Source organism: Streptomyces sp. NPDC003284 (assembly GCF_053589675.1).
On record NZ_JBSFSI010000008.1, the window covers coordinates 168,163 to 189,218 of the forward strand.

17 protein-coding genes are annotated in these 21,056 nt (G+C 73.0%); 9 read left to right on the forward strand and 8 right to left on the reverse strand.

All coding sequences use genetic code 11. The features are described from left to right. Window positions 1–35: 35 nt before the first annotated feature. Entirely contained in the window at window positions 36–1,877 is a 1,842-nt protein-coding gene (locus tag ACWDYF_RS19145) for a GMC oxidoreductase (protein ID WP_389469093.1), read from the forward strand. A gap of 87 nt (window positions 1,878–1,964) precedes the next feature. Here the strand turns inward: ACWDYF_RS19145 and ACWDYF_RS19150 are convergent, their stop codons facing one another. Together ACWDYF_RS19150 and ACWDYF_RS19155 are read right to left on the reverse strand one after the other, a co-directional pair. Continuing rightward, window positions 1,965–3,023: an LAETG motif-containing sortase-dependent surface protein gene (locus ACWDYF_RS19150; protein WP_389469096.1), complete on the reverse strand. Its 1,059-nt coding sequence runs from the start codon at window positions 3,021–3,023 to the stop codon at window positions 1,965–1,967. A gap of 425 nt (window positions 3,024–3,448) precedes the next feature. Continuing rightward, entirely contained in the window at window positions 3,449–3,841 is a 393-nt protein-coding gene (locus ACWDYF_RS19155; protein ID WP_389469101.1) for a chorismate mutase, read from the reverse strand. Between the two features lie 372 nt (window positions 3,842–4,213). Between ACWDYF_RS19155 and guaA the strand changes: the two genes are divergently transcribed. Beyond that, on the forward strand, window positions 4,214–5,794 hold the full coding sequence (guaA, locus tag ACWDYF_RS19160; protein WP_389469105.1) for a glutamine-hydrolyzing GMP synthase: 1,581 nt from the start codon (window positions 4,214–4,216) through the stop codon (window positions 5,792–5,794). Between the two features lie 35 nt (window positions 5,795–5,829). Here the strand turns inward: guaA and ACWDYF_RS19165 are convergent, their stop codons facing one another. Further along, window positions 5,830–6,303: a pyridoxamine 5'-phosphate oxidase family protein gene (locus ACWDYF_RS19165; protein WP_389469108.1), complete on the reverse strand. Its 474-nt coding sequence runs from the start codon at window positions 6,301–6,303 to the stop codon at window positions 5,830–5,832. Between the two features lie 150 nt (window positions 6,304–6,453). Between ACWDYF_RS19165 and ACWDYF_RS19170 the strand changes: the two genes are divergently transcribed. The 3 genes from ACWDYF_RS19170 (at window position 6,454) to ACWDYF_RS19180 (ending at window position 9,412) form a co-directional block, all read left to right on the forward strand. Further along, on the forward strand, window positions 6,454–7,254 hold the full coding sequence (locus tag ACWDYF_RS19170; RefSeq protein WP_381736680.1) for a class II aldolase/adducin family protein: 801 nt from the start codon (window positions 6,454–6,456) through the stop codon (window positions 7,252–7,254). 151 nt (window positions 7,255–7,405) lie between these two features. Further along, on the forward strand, window positions 7,406–8,689 hold the full coding sequence (locus ACWDYF_RS19175; protein ID WP_389469111.1) for a hypothetical protein: 1,284 nt from the start codon (window positions 7,406–7,408) through the stop codon (window positions 8,687–8,689). Between the two features lie 186 nt (window positions 8,690–8,875). Continuing rightward, window positions 8,876–9,412 (forward strand): DoxX family protein, encoded by a 537-nt coding sequence (locus ACWDYF_RS19180; protein WP_389469114.1) that lies wholly within the window; start codon window positions 8,876–8,878, stop codon window positions 9,410–9,412. A gap of 94 nt (window positions 9,413–9,506) precedes the next feature. On the opposite strand, the gene ACWDYF_RS19185 is transcribed toward ACWDYF_RS19180, so the two are convergent. Both ACWDYF_RS19185 and ACWDYF_RS19190 read right to left on the reverse strand, forming a co-directional pair. Continuing rightward, window positions 9,507–9,740, reverse strand: a complete 234-nt coding sequence (locus ACWDYF_RS19185; RefSeq protein ID WP_381736678.1) for a hypothetical protein — start codon at window positions 9,738–9,740, stop codon at window positions 9,507–9,509. After that, window positions 9,727–11,271: a PspC domain-containing protein gene (locus tag ACWDYF_RS19190; RefSeq protein WP_389469119.1), complete on the reverse strand. Its 1,545-nt coding sequence runs from the start codon at window positions 11,269–11,271 to the stop codon at window positions 9,727–9,729. The genes ACWDYF_RS19185 and ACWDYF_RS19190 overlap by 14 nt, the downstream gene beginning before the upstream one ends. Window positions 11,272–11,458: 187 nt before the next feature. Between ACWDYF_RS19190 and ACWDYF_RS19195 the strand changes: the two genes are divergently transcribed. Together ACWDYF_RS19195 and ACWDYF_RS19200 are read left to right on the forward strand one after the other, a co-directional pair. Further along, window positions 11,459–12,748, forward strand: a complete 1,290-nt coding sequence (locus tag ACWDYF_RS19195) for an ATP-binding protein (protein WP_018564891.1) — start codon at window positions 11,459–11,461, stop codon at window positions 12,746–12,748. Then, complete coding sequence (locus ACWDYF_RS19200) at window positions 12,748–13,485, forward strand: LuxR C-terminal-related transcriptional regulator (RefSeq protein ID WP_064534740.1); 738 nt, start codon at window positions 12,748–12,750, stop codon at window positions 13,483–13,485. Before ACWDYF_RS19195 ends, ACWDYF_RS19200 begins: the two co-directional genes overlap by 1 nt. Window positions 13,486–13,488: 3 nt before the next feature. On the opposite strand, the gene ACWDYF_RS19205 is transcribed toward ACWDYF_RS19200, so the two are convergent. Further along, window positions 13,489–14,589, reverse strand: coding sequence for a C40 family peptidase (locus ACWDYF_RS19205; protein WP_389469122.1), 1,101 nt, complete (start codon window positions 14,587–14,589; stop codon window positions 13,489–13,491). A 387-nt stretch (window positions 14,590–14,976) separates the two neighbouring features. Here ACWDYF_RS19205 and ACWDYF_RS19210 point away from each other — a divergent pair, with 387 nt between their 5' ends. Further along, complete coding sequence (locus tag ACWDYF_RS19210; protein ID WP_389469125.1) at window positions 14,977–15,330, forward strand: hypothetical protein; 354 nt, start codon at window positions 14,977–14,979, stop codon at window positions 15,328–15,330. Window positions 15,331–15,349: 19 nt separating this feature from the next. Here ACWDYF_RS19210 and ACWDYF_RS19215 read toward each other — a convergent pair whose 3' ends face one another. Further along, window positions 15,350–16,318 carry a tellurite resistance/C4-dicarboxylate transporter family protein gene (locus ACWDYF_RS19215; RefSeq protein ID WP_389469128.1) on the reverse strand — a complete coding sequence of 323 codons (969 nt, stop codon included), beginning with the start codon at window positions 16,316–16,318 and terminating at the stop codon, window positions 15,350–15,352. A 298-nt stretch (window positions 16,319–16,616) separates the two neighbouring features. On the opposite strand from ACWDYF_RS19215, the gene pcrA reads away from it, so the two are divergent. Next, window positions 16,617–19,109, forward strand: coding sequence for a DNA helicase PcrA (gene pcrA / locus ACWDYF_RS19220; protein ID WP_389469131.1), 2,493 nt, complete (start codon window positions 16,617–16,619; stop codon window positions 19,107–19,109). Between the two features lie 92 nt (window positions 19,110–19,201). Here pcrA and ACWDYF_RS19225 read toward each other — a convergent pair whose 3' ends face one another. Continuing rightward, on the reverse strand, window positions 19,202–20,818 hold the full coding sequence (locus tag ACWDYF_RS19225; RefSeq protein WP_389469134.1) for a M23 family metallopeptidase: 1,617 nt from the start codon (window positions 20,816–20,818) through the stop codon (window positions 19,202–19,204). Between the last annotated feature and the right edge of the window lie 238 nt (window positions 20,819–21,056).

The following is a 21,056-nucleotide window of genomic DNA, read 5'->3' on the forward strand; positions in this document are numbered from 1 at the left end:
TCCCCGACCACACCCGTTCTCGACGAGGAGAGCACGTGTCGCAGGAGAACTCCGTCCCCGAGCAGGACGAAGCGGCGTACGACGTAGCGGCGGCGCACGACGAAACGGCGTACGACTACGACGTCATCGTCGTGGGATCCGGGTTCGGCGGGTCCGTCTCCGCGCTCCGCCTGACCGAGAAGGGCTACCGCGTCGGTGTCCTGGAGGCGGGCCGCCGCTTCACCCGGGGGAGCCTGCCGAAGAACTCCTGGGACCTGAAGAACTACCTGTGGGCCCCGAAGCTCGGCCTGTACGGCATCCAGCGCATCCATCTGCTGGGCAACGTCATGGTGCTGGCCGGTGCCGGGGTCGGCGGCGGCTCCCTCAACTACGCCAACACCCTCTACGTACCGCCGAAGCCCTTCTTCGAGGACCCGCAGTGGCGGGACATCACCGACTGGCAGGAGGAGCTGGCGCCCTACTACGACCAGGCCCGGCGCATGCTGGGCGTCCGGCTGAACCCGACGATGACCCCCTCCGACGTGCATCTGAAGGCGGCGGCGCAGCGCATGGGCGTCGGCGACACCTTCCACATGGCGCCGGTCGGGGTGTTCTTCGGCGACGGCGAGGACGCCGACGGCACCGCGAAGGCCCGGCCCGGACAGCAGGTCGCCGATCCCTACTTCGGCGGCGCCGGACCGGACCGCAACGCCTGCGTCGAGTGCGGCGAGTGCATGACGGGCTGTCGGCACGGCGCGAAGAACACGCTCAACGAGAACTATCTGCACCTCGCCGAGAAGGCGGGCGCGGTGGTCCACCCGATGACGACGGTCGTCTCCGTCACCGACGACTCGCGGGGCGGCTACGCGGTCGCCACGCTCCCGACCGACGACCGGAAGAAGGGCGCGGGCCGCGTCCTCACCGCCCGCCGGGTGGTCCTGGCCGCCGGTACCTACGGCACCCAGACCCTGCTGCACCGCATGAAGGCGAGCCGTCGGCTCCCCTACCTCTCCGAGCGGCTCGGCGAGCTGACCCGCACCAACTCCGAGGCACTGGTGGGCGCGCAGACCGACAACCGGCGCTACCGCGCGGTGACCGGCCAGGCGCGGCCCGACTTCACCCGTGGCGTCGCCATCACCTCGTCCTTCCACCCCGACGAGAACACCCACATCGAGCCGGTCCGCTACGGCAAGGGCTCCAACTCGATGGGCGGCCTGTCCATCCTCCAGGTGCCGTTCGTGGACGGCGGTTCGCGGGTCGCGGCCTGGCTGGCGAACGCCGCCCGCCATCCGCTGCTCGTCCTGCGCTCGCTGTCCAACCGCCGCTGGTCGGAACGTTCCATCATCGGCCTGGTCATGCAGTCCCTGGACAACTCCCTGACGACGTACCTGAAACCGGACGGCGTCGGCAAGGGCCTGCTCACCGCCCGCCAGGGCCACGGCGCGCCCAACCCCAAGCAGATCAAGGCGGCGACGGAGGGCGCCTCCGCGCTCGCCGCCGAGATCAACGGCTTCGCCGGTTCCAACGTGGGCGAGCTGATGGGCACCCCGCTCACCGCGCACTTCCTCGGCGGCTGCCCCATCGGCGACTCGCCCGAGACGGGTGTCATCGACCCGTACCACCGGCTGTACGGCCACCCCGGCATCTCGGTCGTCGACGGCGCCGCGGTCTCCGCGAACCTGGGGGTCAACCCGTCGCTGACCATCACCGCGCAGGCCGAGCGCGCGATGTCGTACTGGCCGAACATCGGCGAGGCCGATCCGCGCCCGGCGCAGGGCGCGGCCTACGAGCGGCTGAAGCCGGTGGAGCCGCGCGAACCGGCGGTCCCGGCCGGTGCGTTCGGCGCGCTGCGGCTGCCGTTCCTGGGCATACCCGCGGTGCCGCCGAAGAAGAAGTAGCACGCCCCGGAAGAAGCGGCGGGCAACGGGAAGGACCCGCGCCCCCCTCCTGGCGCGGGTCCTTCCCGTCCGTGCGGTGCCGGTGGCCTACGCCTGCGCACCGCCCTTGCGGCGGCGCACCGCGAACACCACACCGGCACCGGCCACGACCGCGACCCCGCCGACGAGGCCGAGCACGGGAACCATGGAGCTGGAGCCGGTCTCGGCGAGGGTGCCGGTGGCCGGGATCACCTCGGCGCCGCCCTGCGGACGCTTGCCGCCGGCGGGCTTGTCACCGTTGCCGGGCCGGGCGTCACCGGGGTCGCCGTTGGAGCTGCCGGGCTTCAGGACGGTGAACGCGTAGTAGTCGAACGCGTTGTGCACGCAGTTCTTGTCCTGGTCGACGTAGCCGCCCAGACCCACCGTGTAGCCGTCGCCCGCGGGGGCCTTCGCGGTGATGTTCACGCGCAGGGAGATGTCGACCGTCTGCTTCGGGCCGAGCGGCGTCTCGCCGAAGTAGATGCCGTTGTCGACTTGGTCCGCGAGGGACTCCCACTTCCCGGTCGCCGGGTTCAGGTACTCCAGCAGCGCGTAGGTGCTCAGCCAGTCCTTCTCGTTCTCGCTCATCGATTCGTTGTCGACGAGGGCGAGCCACTGCACCTGGCCCAGGGGCCGGTCGCTGTGGTTGGACGCGGTGAGCTTGAAGGGGTGCCAGCCGCTGCCCGCGACGATCTTGCCGGGCAGACCGGAGACAGCGATCGTCAGCTGCGAGTCGGCGTCCACGTCGTCGTCGGTGCACGGCGTCGGCTCGGCGGAGGGCTCGGCGGGCTTGCTCGGCGAGGCGGAGGCGGAGGCGGAGGCCGATGCGGATGCCGAGGAGGACGCCGACGACGAGGCGGAGGCGGAGGGCGAGGAGGAGGCGGATCCGGACGGCGACGTCGTGTCGGACGCTCCGGTCGACGGAGTGGTCTCGGTCCCGCCGGTGGACGGGGTGGTCTCGGTCGTGCCGCCGGTCGGGGCGGACTCGGAGGCGGAGGCGGAGGCCGACGCGCTCGACGACGGGCCGTCGGTCGGCTCCTCGGCGGACGCCGTGGGCGCCGACAGCAGGGCCAGCGGGGCTATCGCGGCCGTCGTGGCGGCCAGGGCCAGGGCGCGGCGAAGCTTCATGAAGACCTCGGGAAGTCCGGCGTACCGCGTGTCACGCGGTACGGAGGTTGCGGGAGGCCTCCGCTGTGGGGCGCGGGTGTGGCCGTGGGTTCCGCTGATGTGACCCGGGGCTCCGGTGAATGGTTGCGCCGCTTCTCACCAGATTTTCATGTGAGCTGCGTCATGCGTGGGCGCGGTCGGTTCCGGGCGTCCCCGGAACCGACCGTCACCCGGGTGACCGGGCTGCTGTCCCCTGCCGTCCGGCCACGTCCCCGGAGCGGGGTCCCACGACGCACGGCACGATCCGTACGTCACACCGCCCCGGAGAGCCACGCGTGGTTTCCTTCGCGTCCGTCCCTGGCTGGCACGGCCACCCCGACCAACGACGCGGGGCCCTTCGCGGTCACGCACCCGCACCGTACGGGTGAGAGCCGCGGACGGACGGGTCAGACCGTGCCGCGGCACAGCTCCAGCAGGGTCATCGCCAGGCTGGTGCCCGGCCTGCCGAGGGCGTCCCGGTAGCGGCCGAGGATCTCCATCTCGCGGGAGAGATGCACGCGCCGCCCGCCCGAGCCGATCCGGGCCTCCTGGACGACGGCCGACACCGCCATGCGTTCCTGGACCAGGCCCAGGATCCGGTCGTCGAGCGCGTCGATGCGTTCGCGCGCGTCGGTGATGACGCCCGCGGCCTCGGCGGAGCGGGCACCGGTCGGGTCGGTCGCGGTCGCGATCGCGGGCGTGGTCGAGGCCGGGGCCGGGGCCAGGGTCCGGGCCGGGGGCGCGGCGGTGGTCGCCGGGGTGGGGGTGGCCGCGGTGCGGGCTGCTGCGGTGGTGGTCATGGCGGGGGCTCCTCGCTGTGGTGGCGGTGCCCCGGAGCGGCAAGGACCGGGTGGAACGCCAGACGCCCCGGGCCTTGTCGGCCCGGGGCGCCTGGGAAGTCGCTCGTCAGTGGCTCAAGCAACACGACCATGGCAGCCGGCGGGCCGGGTGCCATAGGTAAAGACGAAGGTCGCGGAGTGCGTGAGCATGGCGCCAGTATGCCGTGGCGCCGGACGGCGTCCAAGCCGGTTCGCATGCTGAGACGTCCCGTCCGGGGAGCGTGCGGACGGGACGCCCGCCGGGGCGCCGGTGCGCGCGGGGCGGGTCCCGTCGGCACCTCGGTAGAATCGCAGGTACACCGACCCGCCCGTCCCACCGCCGGAAGGCACCCCGTGTCATCAGCGACTCCCGCTGCCGCCGCCCCCGACACCGTCCTGGTCGTCGACTTCGGTGCGCAGTACGCCCAGCTCATCGCCCGTCGCGTCCGTGAGGCCCGGGTCTACAGCGAGATCGTGCCGAGCACCATGCCGGTGGCGGAGATGCTCGCCAAGAACCCGGCGGCGATCATCCTCTCCGGCGGCCCCTCCTCGGTCTACGAGGAAGGCGCCCCCCGCCTGGACCGCGCGCTCTTCGAGTCCGGCGTCCCCGTCTTCGGCATGTGCTACGGCTTCCAGCTGATGGCGCAGCTCCTCGGCGGCACCGTCGACAACTCCGGCGCGCGCGAGTACGGCCGCACCGGGCTCGCCGTCTCCAGGCCGTCCTCCACCCTCTTCGAGGGCACCCCGGCCGAGCAGGCCGTGTGGATGTCGCACGGCGACGCCTGCTCCGCCGCCCCCGAGGGCTTCACCGTCACGGCCTCCACGGACGTCGTCCCGGTCGCCGCCTTCGAGAACGACGACAAGAAGCTCTACGGCGTCCAGTACCACCCCGAGGTCATGCACTCCACGCACGGCCAGCAGGTGCTGGAGCACTTCCTGTACCGCGGCGCCGGCCTCACCCCCTCCTGGACCACGGGCAATGTGATCGAGGAGCAGGTCGCCGCCATCCGCGAGCAGGTCGGCGACAAGCGGGCCATCTGCGGCCTGTCCGGCGGTGTGGACTCCGCGGTCGCCGCCGCCCTCGTCCAGAAGGCCATCGGCTCCCAGCTGACCTGCGTCTATGTCGACCACGGCCTGATGCGCAAGGGCGAGACCGAGCAGGTCGAGAAGGACTTCGTGGCCGCCACCGGCGTCCAGCTGAAGGTCGTCGACGCCGAGGAGCGCTTCCTCACCGCGCTCAAGGGCGTCTCGGACCCCGAGGAGAAGCGGAAGATCATCGGCCGCGAGTTCATCCGGGTCTTCGAGCAGGCCCAGGCCGAGATCATCGCGGACGCGGGCCCGGCGGTCGAGTTCCTGGTGCAGGGCACCCTCTACCCGGACGTCGTCGAGTCCGGCGGCGGCACCGGCACCGCCAACATCAAGTCGCACCACAATGTCGGCGGCCTGCCCGAGGACCTGGAGTTCCGGCTGATCGAGCCGCTGCGCAAGCTGTTCAAGGACGAGGTCCGCATGGTCGGCCAGGAGCTGGGCCTGCCGGAGGAGATCGTCCAGCGCCAGCCCTTCCCCGGCCCCGGCCTCGGCATCCGCATCGTCGGCGAGGTCACCAAGGAGCGCCTGGACCTGCTGCGCGAGGCGGACGCCATCGCCCGCGAGGAGCTGACCGCGGCCGGTCTCGACCGCGACATCTGGCAGTGCCCGGTGGTCCTGCTCGCGGACGTCCGCAGCGTCGGCGTCCAGGGCGACGGCCGCACCTACGGCCACCCGATCGTGCTGCGCCCGGTCTCCAGCGAGGACGCCATGACCGCCGACTGGTCGCGGCTGCCGTACGAGGTGCTGGGCCGGATCTCCACCCGGATCACCAACGAGGTCCGCGACGTCAACCGCGTCGTCCTCGATGTGACGAGCAAGCCGCCGGGCACCATCGAGTGGGAGTGACCCCCGCCCTGACGGTGACCCCCGCCCTGTAGGGGTCAGGTCCGCCGGAGGGTCCGCACCGGCTCTCCGGGCCGGAAGACCTGGACGACCAGATACCGGTCGTCCTCGACGGAGGTCCGTACGACCTCCGTCAGCTCGGTGCGGAAGAGGTGGAACGGCTGCGGCGGTTCCACCTCTTTCCCGTACGCCCCCTTCGTCTCCGGGTCCGTCACCTCGAACGCCCGCCCGCCGATCCGCACATCGCCGCCGCCCATCGCGGTGTCCGGACCCGGATTCGCCTGGAGCGCGAACCGCGGGTCCCGCAGCAGATCGCGCGCCTTCAGCGAGTCCGGCATCATGCCGAGCCACAGCTCTCCGTGCAGGAACCGCACCTCCAGGCCGCTGGTCCGGGGCGTACCGTCCGCGCGCAGCGTGACGAGGACGTGGTGCCGAAAGGCGCCGAAGCGCCTCTCGGCCAGTGCGGCAAGGCCGGGTTCCGTCGCGGCGAAAGCCGCCCAGTTCGTCGCCATGCCGGTGAGTGTGGCGCGGAAACCGGACATCTCCTGTCGGGTATGGGACAGGGGCGTCCGGGTGTGCGGCATCTTCACGAACGAGCGCTGCCATTCCCGGCCGCCCCCGGGTACTTTCCGCCCGTACACCGATCACCCGCCGGAGGACCCATGCACGGCCGCGGCCCCACTCCGCCCCCGCCCCTGCCCACCGACAGGCTGCGCTTCGCCATGCCGCCGATGCACGAGTCGGTCGAGGACGAACGCCGGCACCGCAGGGAACGGCTCGCGGGCGCGCTGCGGATCTTCGGCCGGTACGGCTTCGAGGACGGCGTCTCGGGCCACATCACCGCCCGCGACCCCGAGTTCAGCGACTGCTTCTGGGTCAATCCCTTCGGCATGCCCTTCGCGCACGTCACCGTGAGCGATCTCGTGCTCGCCAACCAGGACGGCCAGGTCATCGAGGGCGGCCACCACGTCAACCAGGCCGCCTTCACCGTGCACGCCCAGGTGCACGCGGCCCGGCCGGACGTGGTCGCCGTCGCCCACTGCCACTCCGTGCACGGCCGCGCCCTGGCCGCCCTCGGCGAACTCCTCGACCCGCTCACCCAGGAGAGCTGCGCCTTCTACGAGGACCACGCCCTCTACGACGCCTACACCGGTGTCGTCGTCGACGCGGAGGAGGGCCGCCGGATCGCCGACACTCTCGGCTCCCGCAAGGCGCTGGTGCTGCGCAACCACGGCCTGCTGACGGTCGGCGACTCCGTGGACGCCGCCGCCTGGTGGTTCCTCTCCATGGAACGCTCCGCCCAGGTGCAGCTGACCGCCCGCGCTGCGGGCCGCCCGGTCCTCATCGACCACCGGGCGGCGGTGTCGACCCGCGAACAGCTCGGCGGGGACCTGGTGGCCTGGATCAACTACCAGCCCCTGTGGCAGCAGGTCAGCCGCGCCGAACCCGACCTGCTGGGCTGATCCCCGCCACGTCAACACAGCGCCTCGCGCTTCACTCTTCCGGACCGGACCGGGCGGACACGGACCGCGTGCTGTAGGGCACAATTCGCAGTCGGCGTAGGGGTGTTGTCCGCAGCGCGGCTGCGGGTTCCGGGGAAGGCGGGCGTCCGGCGTGGCGGTGCAGGAAGCGAGAGACGGCACGGGGGCGGGCACGCAGCCCCACGCGGGCGGCTGCACGTGCGGGGACTGCCCGCACGGGGCACGCGCGGGACACCGGCAGGCGGTGGCCGCCTTCCTGCTCCAGCGCGACGAGTTCGCCGCCGGGCAGGGCCTGCCCGCGGCCGTGGCCCACTCGGTGTCGGCGTCCCGGCAGTGGGTCTCCGAGGAACTGACGCAGTCCGCGGAACTCGTCGCCGCCCGCCGCCGCGCCGAGGGCGGCGCCTGGCTCGGCCGGCTCTGGCGCTGGACCGCGTACACGGTCTGGGCCGCGGTCGTCCTGCTGCTCCTGGTGCAGGCGCTCACCGCGGTCGGCGCGGGCTGGAGCACCGCCCGCACGGCGGGCCTGCTCGCGGCGGTGGCGGTCGCCGTGCTGCTGACGGCCGCCTCGTGGTTCCACCGGGCGCGCGGCGGCGCGCTGGCCCCGGTCATCGGTGAGGACAACAGGCTCTCCACCTCTCGTACGGTCGCCGCGGTCTGGGTGCTGTTCGTGGCGTACGCGGTGCTGGTGCTGGCGGGCCGCCTCGCGGCGGCCTCGGACCACGCCGAACGCGACGCCCTGATCTCCGGCCTCGAACTGGCCCGGGGCGCCGGTGTGGTCACCGTGCTCGCCGTGGTGTGCGGGATCGCCGTGCTGGTGCGGCGGGTGGTCGGGCTGCGGGTCCTCGGCCAGCGGCTCCAGAAGGTGCGGGCGGACCGGCCGCGGGCGGCCGACCTGCTGACCGACGACGCGGGCCGCGGCACCTTCGCCGACATCCAGTACGTCGTGATCAGCGCCGTCGCCCTGGCCTTCGCCGCGGTACGGCTGGCCCGGCGGCCGGACCAGCTCCCCGACCTGCCGTGGGGACTCGCGGTGGTGACGCTGGTCTCCGCCGCGACCTACCTGGCGGGCAAGTACGCGGAGGGCGGGCGCCCGGTCATCCTCTCGGTGGTCCGGGCCCGGGAGGCGGGCGACCTGGACGCGCCGATCCGCACCGGCGACGACATCGAGATCCGCGGTGCCGGTTTCGTCCCGCCGGGCGCACAGGGAGCGGACCGGCTGTCGCGGATGGTGGTCCGCATCGGCGCGGTCAACGTCCATGTGCCCCTGGTCCCCGTCACGGGAGGCTTCAGCAGCCCCACGGACGCGGTGCTGACCGTTCCGGTCCCGGCCGACGTGGAACCGGGCCGGGTCGAGGTACAGCTCGTCACCGCGGCGGGCGTCGAGACCAACCGGTACGCGATCGACGTCACCGACTGAAGGCCCCGGGCCCGGGAGGCGCGGACCGGGGCACCGATGGGGTGAGGCGTCAGGGCCAACTGGGGGGCGAATCCATACGGACGCCGGAAGAACAGCCCGGCCTGGTGGAGCACCTCCTTTCTCGCACACGTATGGTCTGTCGAGGGGTGAACGGCAGTGCGGTGAGGTGAGAGGCGGCTGACAACGATGACTCACGGCCTACGTACGGACACGCGGACCGCGTATCTCGACCGTCGCGGCACCTGGCGGGAGACCGCCTCGCGCTACGCCCTCCTTCCCCTGCGGATCTTCCTCGGCGTCACTTTCGTCTACGCCGGTCTGGACAAGCTCACCGACAGCGCCTTCATGAAGGCCGCCGGGCCCGGCTCGCTCGGCGACACCCTGCACGCGGTCCGCGACTCCTCCGCCGTCCCGGCCCTGGTCGACCTGGCCCTGAAGAGCCCGGCCGGCTTCGGCTACGCCATCGCCTTCGGTGAACTCGCCGTGGGCCTCGGCGTCCTGTTCGGTCTGCTGGGCCGCCTGGCCGCGCTCGGCGGCGCCCTCATCTCCCTCAGCCTGTGGCTCACCGTCAGCTGGGCCACCAGCCCCTACTACTACGGCAATGACCTCGCCTATCTCATGGCCTGGCTCCCGCTCGTCCTCGCCGGCACCCCCGTGCTCTCCCTGGACGCCGTCCTGCCGGGACGACGGCGCCGGAGTCCGGGCCTGGGCAGCTACCGCTAGCTCTTTCCTTTCGTTCGTCCCGCCGGGGTCTTTCGTGCGTACGCCAAGTCGTGCGTACGCCAGGTCGTTCGTCCCGCCGGGGTCTTTCGTCGGATCAGGCCGGATCCGTCCGGGGCCGCTCCGCCCCGCGCGATCTGCGCCGCCGTCGTACGGTCCCGTCGATCATCCCCACCACGCCCCCCAGGCACAGGCCGCCCACCACGGCCGGGATCGCCACGAACCACGGCGCCCGCCACAGGCCGCCCGCGTCCCCGGCGCAGACGACGGCGGCGCCGAGGACGCTGACACCGGCCACCAGCCTCCCGGGCCGGAACTCATGAAGCAGCACGGCTCACCTCCGCCTGTCCGATGCCGACGTGCAGATCGAGGTCGACCGTCCCGGTGCTCGTCGCGCCCTCCGCCGGATCCAGCGTGATCTGCCGGGACCGGCCCGGGGCCACGTCCACGTCCCGTGAGCCGTCGCCCGGCAACTGGATGTCGCCGACGCCCACGTCGATCTTCGCCCGCAGGGTCACGTCCTGGGGGACGATCACCCGCAGCCGGCCCACCCCCACCTCGGCCCGCGCGGTCACCTTCTGGCCCTTGCCCAGCCGTATTCGGGACAGGTCGAGCGTGCCGTCGCCGGTGCCCAGGTCGTACCTCGGCCGGACCTCGGTCACGGCGGCGGGCTGCCAGGTCGCGTGCGACCAGTGGGCGCTGACGTTCTCCGGGAGCGTCGTGGCGGTGGCGAGGAGGCCCGCGGTGATGACGGCCAGCAGGATCGAGCCCACCCCGGTCCGGCCGAGGAACGCGCTGACCGCGATGCCCAGGCCGAAGACGCCCAGCGCGCAGGCCAGACCGGTCTGGAGGCTGCCGGGAAGCGAGTGGTCGTACCAGGTCAGGCGCGTGCCGAGGGCACCGGCCGCGACGGCGAGCAGGAAGATCCAGCCGCCGATCGGGCGCGGGCCCTGCGCGCGAGGTGTGTCCGGGGCCGGGGTCCGCTTCTCGCGCCCGGGGCGGCCCCGGCTGATGTTGACGGCCGCCGCGACGTCCCGGTCCCGTGGGTCCTGCGGTCCCCACAGATACCCGGTGCCGCCGACATGGGTGCCGTCCTTGACGATCGGCTCCCGCCACCAGGACGGGTACGACGAAGGGGCCGGGGGGGCCTTGGCCTCCGGCGGTGCGTCGGCGGCGGCCTGGGCCGCCAGCGGGTCCGGGTCGGCCGAGCCCCGGTGCTGCGACCAGTACCCGGCCCCGGCCAGGAGGAGGGAGAGGACGACGGCGAAGGTGAGCACGCTGCCGTTGCGCAGCATGGACAGGAACACCCCGCAGCCGACCAGCGCGAACAGCACGGCGGCCAGCGCATGGCCGTTCACCCGGCCGGTGAGGAGCTTGCGCACCTCGTTCTCCTCCTCGTCGTCGAGGGGGACGAAGAGCCAGGCGAAGCCGTAGAAGATGAGGCCGATACCGCCGGTCGCGGAGAGCACGGCCAGGGTGATCCGGAAGATCACCGGGTCCATGTCGCACCGGCGCCCCAGTCCCGCGCAGACCCCGGCGATCAGCTTGTGGCTCCGGTCCCGCCGGAATCCGAACGGGCCCGGAAGGCTTCCGTCCGTCCCCTCCGCTCCTGCCGTCCGCGGCTGCCCCGCCGTCCCCGCTGCCCCCTCTCGCCCCTCTCGCCCCTCTCGCTCCTCTCTCCCTGGTCTCCCTGGCCCCTGCACGTTCGCCTCTCCGGTCCGGCCGGGCCGCTCGTCCGGGCCCGGCTGCCCGCCCGCACCCGCAGCCGGGCCGGGCGCGGCGGCCCCGGGCCCGGCACCCGGGGCCGGGTGCGGGCCGGAGCCGGGTTCCGGACCCGATTCGGCGTGCTGGTGATTCGTCATGCGTCCATGGTGACGGGCGAGCCGCCGCCGCGGCAGTCGGGACGACCCTGGCAGAACCCTGATTCGCCCCCGAGCCCCGCCGGGGGATGCGTTCGACGGGCCCCGGGGGACGCTGCCGCGAAGATCAGGGGAGTCTCGGGGGCCGACCCTGATGCTCCCGCCCGGCCCGCATGTGACCATCGTTGGCATGCCGGAAGCCGCAGCACTGCCCGTCGACGACCCGCGGCCCCCGCGCAAGCTCTACCGCAGCAGCGACGGACGCTGGCTGGGCGGAGTGGCGCGGGGCCTCGCCGGGCACCTCGGGCTGCCCGTGGTGTGGGTGCGGCTCGTCTTCGCCGGGCTGTTCATGGCCGACGGCCTCGGCGCGCTGCTCTACGCGGCCTTCTGGTTCTTCGTGCCGCTCGGCGTCGGCGGTGTCGGCGGGCAGCGGCCGCCGACCTTCGTCACCACGGAGACCTCGCCGGACGGCCGCCGCAGGATCGTCACCCGCAGACCGGACAAGGGCCAGATCGTCGCCCTGCTGCTCATGGTCGTCGTGGCGTCGGTCTTCGTCGGCAGCGTCAACCTCGGCGGCGGCGCCAAGGCCTATCTCCTGCCCGCCGTCCTGGTCGCCGCGGGCGTCGCCCTCGTCTGGCGCCAGGCGGACAACGCCCGGCGGGCCCGCTGGATGGAGGTCGGCCGCCGCCGCCGTACGCTCACCCTGCTGCGCGCGGGCGCGGGTGTGCTGCTGGTCACCGCGGGCGTCTCCGCCATCTTCGTCCTCCAGGGCTCGGCCGCCCACCTCGGCTCGGTCCTCCAGGCGGGCCTCGCCGTCCTCGTCGGGATAACGCTGCTGGCCGGGCCGTATCTGGTGCGGATGACCCAGGACCTCTCCGAGGAGCGGCTGATGCGCATCCGCGCCCAGGAGCGCGCCGAGGTCGCCGCCCACGTCCACGACTCGGTGCTGCACACCCTGACCCTGATCCAGCGCAACGCGGAGAACGCGGGCGAGGTGCGCCGCCTCGCCCGCGCCCAGGAGCGCGACCTGCGCGCCTGGCTCTACAAGCCGGAGGGCAACGGCAAGGACGAGGAGGACGAACCGGCCACGCTCGCCGAGGCGGTGAAGCGCAATGCCGCCGAGGTCGAGGACAAGCACGGTGTCCCCCTGGAGGTGGTCGTGGTCGGCGACTGCCCGCTCGACGAGCGGATCGGAGCCCAGATGCAGGCCGCGAGGGAAGCCATGGTGAACGCCGCCAAGTACGGTGGCGAGGGCGGCGCCGTGCAGGTGTACGCCGAGGTCGAGGGGCGCAAGGTCTTCGTGTCCGTCCGCGACCGGGGGCCCGGCTTCGACCTCGACGCGATACCCGCCGACCGCATGGGTGTCAGAGAATCGATCATCGGCCGCATGGAGCGCAACGGGGGCACGGCCCGGCTGCGCGCGGTGCCGGACGGCGGCACGGAGGTCGAGCTGGAGATGGAGAGGGCGGAGAACACGTGATGAGCGACCCGACCGAGGCGAACGGCACGGCGGCCGAGGCGACGGAGGCGGCCGGTACCACGGGCGGCGGGGCGGGGCGGCACGTGCGCGTGGTCCTCGTCGACGACCACCGCATGTTCCGTACGGGGGTGCGGGCCGAGATCGGGCGGACCGACGAGACCGGCGTCGAGGTGGTCGGGGAGGCCCCCGACGTCGACCAGGCGGTCGCGGTCATCACCGAGTCCCGCCCCGAGGTGGTCCTGCTGGACGTCCATCTGCCCGGCGGCGGCGGAGTGGAGGTGCTGCGGCGCTGCGCCGCGCTGACGGCCGACACCGAGCGGCCCGTCCGCTTCCTCGCACTGTCCGTCTCGGACGCCGCGGAGGACGTGATCGGGGTGATCCGGGGCGGCGCGCGCGGCTATGTGACCAAGACGATCACCGGGACCGACCTCGTCGACTCGATCTTCCGGGTCCAGGAGGGCGACGCGGTGTTCTCCCCGCGGCTCGCCGGGTTCGTCCTCGACGCCTTCGCCTCCACCGACGCCCCGCCGGTCGACGAGGACCTCGACCGGCTCACCCAGCGCGAGCGCGAGGTGCTGCGGCTCATCGCCCGCGGGTACGCCTACAAGGAGATCGCCAAGCAGCTCTTCATCTCGGTGAAGACGGTGGAGTCCCATGTCTCGGCCGTACTGCGCAAGCTCCAGCTGTCCAACCGCCACGAGCTGACCCGCTGGGCCACCGCGCGCCGCCTGGTGTGACGCTCACGCCACCCGGGTCGCCCCGGCGAACGGCATCTGGTCGACCGGGGCCAGGCGGACCGGGGCCGAGGGGTTCGGCGCGTGGATCATCTGCCCCTGGCCCACATAGATGCCGACGTGGCTGATCCCGGAGTAGAAGAACACCAGGTCGCCGGGGCGCAGTCCGGCGCGGGGGACCCGGCGGCCGGCGCCGATCTGGGCGTAGGTGGTGCGGGGCAGGGAGATCCCGGCGGCGCGGTAGGCCGCCTGGACCAGGCCGGAGCAGTCGAAGGCGTGCGGCCCGGTGGCGCCCCACACATAGGGGCTGCCGAGCTTCTGGTACGCGTACGCGACGGCCGCCGCCGCCCGGGAGGTGGGCGCCGCGACGGGTCCCTGGGCGGTGAGCGCGTCCCGCGCACCCGCGGCGGACCCGGACCGGGAGGCCCGCGCCCCGGCGCCGTCCTCGACGGCCGCCGCGCGCTGCGGCGGGGTGAGCCGGTCCAGCAGCCGCCTGGCCTCGGCCAGCTTGCCGTCGATCGTGTCCTTCTGCCGCCGCAGCTCCGCCTGCCGCGACCGGAGCGCGGCCAGCTCGGTGCGGGCCGCGCCGCGCGCCTGCTCGATCCCGCGCAGCTGTCTGCGCACCTGGGCCACGGCCGCGCTCTGCCGGGCGCCCGCCCGCTCCGCCAGGGCGGCGCCCTCCAGGTAGTGGCGGGGGTCGTCGGCGAGCAGGAACTGCACGGCGGGGTCGATCCCGCCGTCCCGGTACTGCGCGGCGGCGATGGCGCCCAGCGTCTCCCGGGCCGCGTTGAGCCCGGCCTGTCCGCGGGCCGCCTCGTCGCCCAGGGCCCGCAGCCGCTTCCCGGACGCCTCCGCCTTCTCCCGCTCGCCGTCGTACTTCTGGGTGGCGGTCTCCGCCTCCTGGTACAGCCGGTCCACCGTGGCCCTGACCTGCTCCGGCGTCAGCTGCGGCGCGGCCTGCGCGGAGCCGTCGAAGCCCGTGGCCGCCGCCGCGCCCGCGAGGGCGAGGGTGGCGGCGGTTCGTGCGGTGCTGCCGCCGAGCAGGCGTGGTCGGGGCTTGCGGTGCGAGGCCACGTGGACCGTCACGTCCTTTCGTCCGGCCGCCACGGGGGCGGTCCCTGCGGGTCCGGCGGCGGCCCGTACAGGGGAGCGGGCCGCCGCCGGACTTCTGCGGTGGGGCCCGGCCGCCGTACCGCCGTCCCTGTCCCGGACGGAGGCGGGCTGCCGGACACCCGGGGAAGGACGCTAGGTCGCGCCGCGTCGCACGAGTGACAGGTTGTACGGAACTGCCGCGGCCCGATCGTCCGGTGACCGGAAGTGATCACAGGTGGCACTCGGTCACGGCGCCTTCACGCGGAGCGATGACCGAAGTGTCCGTTCGGGGGCGGGCGGAGGCGGCCCGGTGCTATGGCGGCCCGGCGGGGTGTGCGGGGGCGGGACGGAGCGGACGGCCCGGTTCCGGTGGGCTCGCGACCTGTCGTTAGGCTCCGCCCCATGGACGTACTCATCCATCTCTTCGTCGGCCTGCACATCATCGGGATCGCCGCGCTGCTCGGCGGGTTCCTCACCCAGATGAAGGCGATGGGCCGGGGCACGGCGCGGTTCGTGCCCGGCATGCTGCACGGTGCGCTGACCATGCTGGTCACCGGCATCGTCCTGGTCGGCCTCAACCAGGCCGACGACCACCACGTCAACACCGTCAAGATCGGCGTGAAGCTGGCGCTGCTGGTCGTGATCCTCGGCCTGGTCTACGTCAAGCGCGACGAGGAGAAGGTGGACAAGAGCCTGTTCGGGCTGGTCGGCCTGCTGACCACGGTGAACATCTTCATCGCGGTGCTCTGGACCTGACCGTCCCCGCCCCGCCGCCTCAGCGCGCGGCGTCCGCCAGTTCGGTGCGCGCCTCGGCGACCGCGCCCGCCGCGACGGCCAGCCACGCCGCCACCGACACCCAGAGCAGCACCTCGCCGAGCCCCTTGAACGGCTTGTCCAGTGTGCCGGCGACGGACAGCGCCGCCACCGCCGTCATGCCCATGGGGAAGACGGTCGACCAGCGGCGCACGTCGTACCCGGGCCGGGGCCGGACCACCTCCGCCACGGCCAGGACCGCGTACCAGGCGAGGTCGAGCACCAGCAGCGCGAGGGTCACGGTGTGCAGGACGCCGTCGTCGTCCTTGTTCCACAGGTAGTGCCCCGCGCCACCGGCGGCGATCAGCTTCGTCCCGGCCACCGTGGAGATCGCCAGCGCGCCGCCCGCGACCCAGTGGTCTCCCCGCCCCGTGAGCACCTGGCGCAGGCCGAAGCGGGACAGGGCGAAGAGATAGAGCGCCAGGCCCAGCCAGAAGAGGACGAGCGCCGTGTGCGCGAGCCAGGCCGCGGACTCGGCCTTCGCCACCGAGGCGCCGAGCACGGCGAGTCCCTCGGTGGCCACGCAGCACAGGAAGACCGCCCCCGGCATGGGGCGCGGCGAGTTGCGCACGACGCGCGGCAGCAGCCACGGCCACAGCACGGCGGCGAGCGCGAGCAGCGCCTCGGCGAGCCACTGCCAGCCCAGGTTGGAGAAGCGCGTGCCCAGCACGGTGGTCGCGGCGACCCCGGTGAGCGCGCCCGGCGTGCCCGCCTCGGCCGTCCAGCGCTCCCGTTCGCGCAGCAGCCGCAGGGCGAAGTCCGCGGCCAGCGCCACCCAGGCGACGCAGGCCACGGCGAGGACCGCGAGGGACAGCGCCTCGAAGCCCGTCAGGCCCAGCCCGATCGAGACGATGCCGCCGGCCATCACGGCGGCACCGGCGGCGGGCGGACGCTGCGCAAGCCAGGCGCGCAGGGGTGAGGTGGCGGGCATGGTGCTGATGCTAGAGAGCGGCGTACGCCGTGCGGACGGGGCACGCGCGGGGCAGGCGCAAAACCGTCTCCGCGCTCGCGCCGCCCGCGCGACGGACACCCCGCGACGCACGTCCCCCCCCCGCGACGCACGCCCCCCACAACGCACGCCCCCCGTGACCCGCGTCCCCGTGACCCGCGTCCCCGTGACCCGCGTCCCCGTGACGCGCATCTCCTGTGACGCACGTCCCCGTCCGGCCGTGGTGAAGTTTCCGGGGCGGCCCCGGGTTGTCAGTGGGGAGCCCTAGACTCGGAGAGCGATGAGCAGCCTCTTTGACGACAGCTTCCTGGCGGACCTCCAGGCCCCCCGTGGCCACGAGGAGGAACCCCCGCCGCCCGAGGACGAGCACGCTCCGGAGCCGGTTCCGGACGATCTGTTCGGCGGGAAGTTCGACGTGCCCCCGGACCATGGCTCCCGCGGCGCGGACTCCTACTACCGCGACGGCGCCCCGCGTCCGGCCGTCGACCCGGCCGCCCTCCTGGACGGGCTCAACGAGAACCAGCGCGAGGCCGTCGTCCACTCCGGCTCCCCGCTGCTCATCGTGGCCGGGGCCGGTTCCGGCAAGACCCGGGTGCTCACCCACCGCATCGCCCACCTGCTGGGCGCGCGGGGCGTCCACCCCGGGCAGATCCTGGCGATCACCTTCACCAACAAGGCCGCCGGTGAGATGAAGGAGCGCGTCGAGCAGCTCGTCGGCCCGCGGGCCAACGCGATGTGGGTGATGACCTTCCACAGCGCGTGCGTGCGCATCCTGCGCCGGGAGTCCAAGCGGCTCGGCTTCACCTCCTCCTTCTCGATCTACGACGCCGCCGACTCCAAGCGCCTGATGGCCCTGGTCTGCCGCGACCTGGACCTCGACCCCAAGCGCTTCCCGCCCAAGTCCTTCAGCGCGAAGATCAGCAACCTGAAGAACGAGCTGATCGACGAGGAGGACTTCGCCGCCCAGGCCACCGACGGCTTCGAGAAGACCCTCGCCCAGGCGTACGCCCTCTACCAGTCGCGGCTGCGCGAGGCCAACGCCCTCGACTTCGACGACCTGATCATGACGACGGTCAACCTGCTGCGCGCCTTCCCGGACGTCGCCGAGCACTACCGCCGCCGCTTCCGGCACGTCCTGGTCGACGAGTACCAGGACACCAACCACGCCCAGTACGCCCTGGTACGGGAGCTCGTCGGCACCGCCGCCCACCCCGAGGACGTCCCGCCGGGCCCGGACGACCTCGGCCCCGCCGAGCTGTGCGTGGTCGGTGACGCCGACCAGTCGATCTACGCCTTCCGCGGCGCGACCATCCGCAACATCCTCCAGTTCGAGGAGGACTACGCGGACGCGACGACGATCCTGCTGGAGCAGAACTACCGCTCCACGCAGACCATCCTGACCGCCGCCAACGCGGTCATCGAGCGCAACGAGTCGCGCCGCCCGAAGAACCTGTGGACCAACGCCGGTGCCGGTGCCCGCATCACCGGCTATGTCGCGGACACCGAGCACGACGAGGCCCAGTTCGTCGCCGAGGAGATAGACCGCCTCACGGACGCGGGCGAGGCCAAGGCGGGCGATGTCGCCGTCTTCTACCGCACCAACGCGCAGTCCCGTGTCTTCGAGGAGATCTTCATCCGCGTCGGCCTGCCCTACAAGGTCGTCGGCGGGGTCCGCTTCTACGAGCGCAAGGAGGTCCGGGACGTCCTCGCCTATCTGCGGGTCCTGGCCAACCCGGAGGACTCCGTCCCGCTGCGCCGCATCCTCAACGTGCCCAAGCGGGGCATCGGCGAGCGTGCCGAGGCGATGATCGACGCGCTCGCCCAGCGGGAGAAGATCAGCTTCCCGCAGGCGCTGCGCCGGGTCGAGGAGGCGTACGGCATGGCCGCGCGCTCGACCAACGCCGTCAAGCGGTTCAACACGCTGATGGAGGAGCTGCGCACCATCGTCGAGTCGGGCGCCGGTCCGGCCACGGTCCTGGAGGCCGTTCTCGAACGCACGGGCTATCTGGCCGAGTTGCAGTCCTCCACCGACCCGCAGGACGAGACCCGGATCGAGAACCTCCAGGAACTCGCCGCCGTCGCGCTGGAGTTCGAGCAGGGGCGGGAGGAGGGCGAGTCGGTCGCGCTCTCCGAGTTCCTGGAGCAGGTCGCCCTGGTCGCCGACTCCGACCAGATCCCCGACGAGGAGGACGGCGACGGCGTCATCACCCTGATGACCCTGCACACCGCCAAGGGCCTGGAGTTCCCGGTGGTCTTCCTCACCGGCATGGAGGACGGCGTCTTCCCGCACATGCGGGCCCTCGGCCAGGTCAAGGAGCTGGAGGAGGAGCGCCGGCTCGCCTACGTCGGCATCACGCGCGCGCGGGAGCGGCTGTATCTGACCCGCTCGGCGATGCGCAGCGCGTGGGGGCAGCCGTCGTACAACCCGCCCTCCCGCTTCCTGGAGGAGATCCCGGAGGCGCACGTGGACTGGAAGCGCACCGGCGGTTCCGCGCCCCTGTCCTCCGGGCCCGCCTCCGGTGTCGCGGCGTCGCTGTCGTCGTCCCGTTCGCGGTCGTCGGCGTCCGGCGCCTCCGGGTTCGCCACCCGCCGGAGCGCGGAGAAGCCGGTGGTGGCCCTCGCCGTCGGCGACCGGGTCACGCACGACCAGTTCGGCCTGGGCACGGTGGTCGCCGTCAAGGGCACCGGCGGCAACGCGGAGGCGACGATCGACTTCGGCGACACCAAGCCCAAGCGGCTGCTCCTGCGGTACGCGCCGGTCGAGAAGCTGTAGGGCTCCTCCGTCCGGAGAAGCCGTGAGCCCCCGCCGGTCAGGCGGGGGCTCACGGTTATCCGGTAGGCGCTGCGCTGCGCGGCGCCGTGCCGCTACGTCGGGTCCAGACCGTGGCTGCGCAGCCACGGCAGCGGGTTGATCGGCGCGCCACCGCCGGGCCGTACCTCGAAGTGCAGATGCGGACCGGTGGAGTTGCCGGACTTGCCCGAGAAGGCGATCGGCTGCCCGGCCTTGACGGTGGCGCCGGTGACGACCTGGTAGCGGGAGAGGTGGCAGTACCACGTCTCCGTGCCGTCCTTCGCGGTGAGGATCAGCATGTTGCCGTAGGCGCTGTTGAACTGGGTGCGCACGGTGCCGTCGGTGGCCGCCATGACCGTCGTCCCGTACCAGACGGGGAAGTCGATGCCGGTGTGCACGGACATCCAGTTCACACCGGCCTGCCCGAAGTAGGCGCTGAGCCCCTTCTGCGCCACCGGCAGCGCGAACTTGGGGCGCAGCCGCTCCTTGCGCTCCGCCTCCTCGGCCGCCTTCTTCCGGTCGGCCTCCTGCTGCGCCTTGAGGTCGATGCGCTCCTGGGTGCGGCTGGCCCGGTCGGCGAAGTCGTCGGCACCGGCGGACAGGCTCTGGAGCTGGGTGTCCAGCTTGTTGTTGGCGGTGGCCGGCTGTACGGGGTGCGCCTCGGAGGCGGAGGCGGCCGCGGTGTCCTTGCCGTCGTCGGTGAAGCTGCCGACGGAGGCCGCGGCGATACCGGCGACCCCCACGACACAGACCGAGGGCACCGCCACGGTCAGCAGCGCCGAGCGCCGGGCCGGGGGGCGGCGCCGCGAACGGCCCTGGCCGCGCGCGGCCGCACGCGACGGCGGAACCGGAGTGACCTCTTCCTGATCCTCCAGCAGTGCGGCGGCGGGCAGTTCACCGGTGTCGGCCGGACCATCGCCCTCCGTACCGGTGTCCGGGCCGTCCGGGGCGGCGGCGTACGGGTGGTCGAGCCGGTCGAACGTCCGGGTCCCGTCGTGGGGCCGGTGCTCCTCGTAGGTACCGGTCTCCTCGTACGTACCCGTCTCGTCGTACGCACCGATCGCTTCGTACGCACTGGTCTCGTCGTACGGGGCGCTCTCGGTGTACGTCCGCTGCGCGGGGAAGTCCCCGGGGGCCGGGGCACCGGTGTTCCACAGGGTGGCGTCGTAGGCGCCGGTGTCGAAGGTCTGGGTGCCCCAGTCCCACTGCTGGGTCTGGTCGGCGGCCTGGTGGGTCCGGCTGTCCGGGCCTGCGGCGGGCGCGCCCTGGAGCCAGGCGCCCGTGTCCCACTGGCCGGTGGCCTCGGGGGAGGCCGACTGCTGCGGGACGGCCGACAGGTGCTGGTAGCCGGTGGCCCAGGCGGTCGTGTCGTAGGCGCCGGTGTCGTACGCGGCGTGGTGCTGGGCCGCGTACAGGTCGTGGTGCACGGTCTGGTGGCTGCCGGTGGACCACTGGGTGGTGTCGTACGCGCCGGTCGTGCCGCCGTCGGGGAGGTCACCGAAGAGCGGGTCGGCCGGGAAACCGGCCGTGCTGTGGGCGCCGGTGTGGAAACCGGTGGCGCCGTGGTCGCCGTACGTGGTGAAGTCGCCGTAGGCGGCTTCCTGTCCGCCGTACGGCGCGTAGGGCGCCGGGGCGTCGTCGGAGGCCGGAGCCGGGGGCATCGCGGTCCCCGACGGGTGGCGGTCGTTCACCAACTTCTCTTTCGCCTCGACAACAGGGGCTGCCAGAGCAGTGCGGCGACTGTACCCGGCGGTACGCGGGCGCGACAATCTTCGGCAGGTTTCCCGCCGACGGGAAACGGGCAATCGGCCGTGATTCGGCGGACTGCGGACAGAGCCTTGGCCCTGTGTTCGAGGTGATGTTCGACCCTGATGGGCCAATGCCGGTCCCCAGGCGGGCGGCCGGTGTCCGGTGGGGGAGTGTCAGGCC